The organism is Nitrosomonas oligotropha, assembly GCF_009833085.1.
Lineage (GTDB): Bacteria > Pseudomonadota > Gammaproteobacteria > Burkholderiales > Nitrosomonadaceae > Nitrosomonas > Nitrosomonas oligotropha.
In genome coordinates, this window is record NZ_QRBZ01000053.1 from 1 (window position 1) to 3082 (window position 3082).

Sequence of the window (3082 nt, forward strand, 5' to 3'; positions counted from 1 at the left end):
CGGGCAATGAGGTACAGATAATTAATCCTTGTAGATAAAGGGGAAAAGAGGAGGAGAGGAGATTAAATCCCTGGGGTTGGGTAGGAGATTTTATGACAAATGACTTGACTTTGAGGGGTAAGGTCGACTAGCCTGAGAGGTGTGGTTAAATTAAGGGTAAAAATAGGTTAATTTAGCTGCCGAGACAAAAGCAGTACTAATTAATTAGTATTAGAAGTAGAAGAGTAAAAGAACGAGAAGTAGTTTTGATTAACAGTTAGGAGGTAGAAACATGGCAACAACTTACGGCACGTCAAGTGCATCAAGCGCAAGCTATGACATGTCCCTGTGGTACGACTCGAAGTACTACAAGCTGGGCATGTTAACAATGCTGTTGGTAGCGATATTCTGGATCTGGTACCAAAGAACGTTTGCATACTCACACGGTATGGACTCGATGGAACCGGAATTTGACAAAGTATGGATGGGCCTGTGGCGCGTACACATGACCCTGATGCCTTTGTTTGCATTAGTAACCTGGGGTTGGATACTGAAAACCCGTGACACCAAAGAACAACTGGACAACTTAGACACCAAGCTGGAAATCAAACGTTATTTCTACTGGATGATGTGGCTGGGCGTGTATCTGTTTGGTGTTTACTGGGGCGGCAGCTTCTTCACCGAACAAGACGCATCATGGCACCAAGTGATTATTCGTGACACCAGCTTCACCCCAAGTCACGTGGTGGTGTTCTATGGTTCATTTCCAATGTACATCGTGTGTGGCGTAGCGTCATACCTGTACGCGATGACCCGTCTGCCACTGTACAGCCGCGGCACATCGTTCCCGTTGGTTATGGCAATTGCCGGCCCGCTGATGATTCTGCCAAACGTAGGTTTGAACGAATGGGGTCATGCATTCTGGTTCATGGAAGAACTGTTTAGCGCGCCACTGCACTGGGGCTTTGTGATTCTGGGCTGGGCAGGTTTATTCTCGGGTGGTATTGCAGCACAAATCATCACCCGTTACTCGAACCTGACCGACGTAACCTGGAACGGCTCAAGCAGAGACATTCTGAACAACCGTATCGTTCCTTAATTCTGAATGCAACGCATCCTTCCCGCCTGTGAGATACGGGCGGAAGGATAAGAAGACTTAAGTAACTATGCAGTAATGAAAACGAGCAAAAAGCGGACGACAAGAAGAAGCAAGGGAATCGTCAAGTTTTCATAATTTAATATCACACGAAATGAAGAAGGGAGGGTCTAGTGAGTAGAACAGACGAAATTTTAGCAGCGGCCAAGATGGTGCCGGAAGCGGTCAAGATGTCCAGATACATAGATGCGGTATATTTTCCGATTCTGTGTATATTGCTGGTAGGAACCTATCACATGCACTTCATGCTGCTGGCAGGAGACTGGGATTTCTGGTTGGATTGGAAAGACCGTCAATGGTGGCCGGTTGTAACACCGATTGTAGGTATCATGTACTGTGCAGCCCTGATGTATTACCTGTGGGTAAACTACCGCCTGCCATTTGGCGCGACACTCTGTATCGTATGCCTGTTAGTAGGTGAATGGCTGACCCGTTACTGGGGCTTCTACTGGTGGTCACACTATCCGATCAACTTTGTACTGCCATCGACCATGATACCAGGCGCGTTGATGATGGATACGATCATGTTGCTGACCGGTAACTGGCTGATCACAGCCCTGTTAGGCGGCGGATTCTTTGGCTTATTCTTCTACCCAGGCAACTGGCCGATATTTGGCCCAACCCACTTACCAGTGGTAGTTGAAGGCGTATTGCTGTCAGTAGCTGACTACACAGGCTTCCTGTACGTACGTACCGGTACCCCTGAATATGTTCGCCTGATTGAGCAAGGCTCACTGCGCACCTTTGGTGGACACACCACAGTGATTGCAGCGTTCTTCGCAGCGTTCGTATCCATGCTGATGTTCTGCGTATGGTGGTACTTTGGCAAACTGTACTGCACCGCTTTCTACTATGTTAAAGGAGAAAGAGGACGCATATCAATGAAGAACGACGTAACCGCGTTTGGTGAAAAAGGCTTTGCACAGGGGATTAGATAATGAATATAAGAAGCATATTTAAACTGGGCGTATTAGGCCTGTATGGAGCAGCGATTGGAGCGGCCTCGCTGGCGATGACGCTGACGCTGGATGTTAAAACGGCAGCGGCACACGGTGAACGTTCACAAGAACCGTTCCTGCGTATGCGTAGTATTCAATGGTACGACTTGAAATGGCAACCGAAAGTCACCAAAGTCAACGACATTGCGACGATGACCGGTAATTTTCACTTGGCGGAAGATTGGCCACGTGCGGTAGGTAAACCAACACGCGCCTTCTTTAACGTAGGTAGCCCAAGCCCGGTGTTTGTACGTTTAAGCACCAAACTGAACGGCGAACCCACGTTTATTTCCGGTCCTCTGGAAATTGGCCGTGACTATGCATTTGAAGTCAGACTGAAAGCACGTATTCCAGGACGTCATCACATGCACGCGATGGTCAACATCAAAGATGCAGGTCCTATTGCAGGTCCAGCCTCATGGATGAACATCTCCGGCAGCTGGGATGACTTTACCAACCCAGTGACCACACTGACTGGTAAAACCATTGACCTGGAAACGTTCAACTTCAGCAACGGTATATTCTGGCACATCGTATGGCTAGGCTTAGGCTGCTTCTGGATTGGCTACTTTGTAGCGAAACCGATGTTCCTGCCACGTAGCCGCGTACTGCTGGCGTATGGTGACGAACTGTTAACCTCCCCAACGGACAGAAAAGTAGGTCTGGCAGTAGCAATTCTGACCTGCGCGATTGTTTGGGGCGGCTATCGTTACACCGAAAGCGTACACCCATACACCGTACCGATCCAAGCAGGCGAATCGAAAGTAGCACCGTTACCGATTGCACCGAATCCAGTTGCAATCAAAGTAACACACGCTAACTACGACGTACCTGGCCGTGCACTGCGTGTAACGATGGAAATCACCAACAACGGTGACACAGCGATTAACATCGGTGAATTCACAACAGCAGGCGTACGCTTTGTGAACGAACTGGGCCGTAAACACCT

The 3082-nt window shown here is 48.6% G+C and carries 3 protein-coding genes; all 3 read left to right on the forward strand.

The window, feature by feature from the left end:
• The first annotated feature begins 271 nt into the window (after positions 1 to 271).
• On the forward strand, positions 272 to 1078 hold the full coding sequence (locus ABD07_RS14005; RefSeq protein ID WP_090322878.1) for a methane monooxygenase/ammonia monooxygenase subunit C: 807 nt from the start codon (positions 272 to 274) through the stop codon (positions 1076 to 1078).
• Between the two features lie 170 nt (positions 1079 to 1248).
• Positions 1249 to 2073: a methane monooxygenase/ammonia monooxygenase subunit A gene (locus ABD07_RS14010; RefSeq protein WP_090322876.1), complete on the forward strand. Its 825-nt coding sequence runs from the start codon at positions 1249 to 1251 to the stop codon at positions 2071 to 2073.
• The coding region (locus ABD07_RS14015; RefSeq protein WP_160818805.1) for a methane monooxygenase/ammonia monooxygenase subunit B at positions 2073 to 3082 on the forward strand (1010 nt) is incomplete at its 3' end. The genes ABD07_RS14010 and ABD07_RS14015, both read left to right, overlap by 1 nt.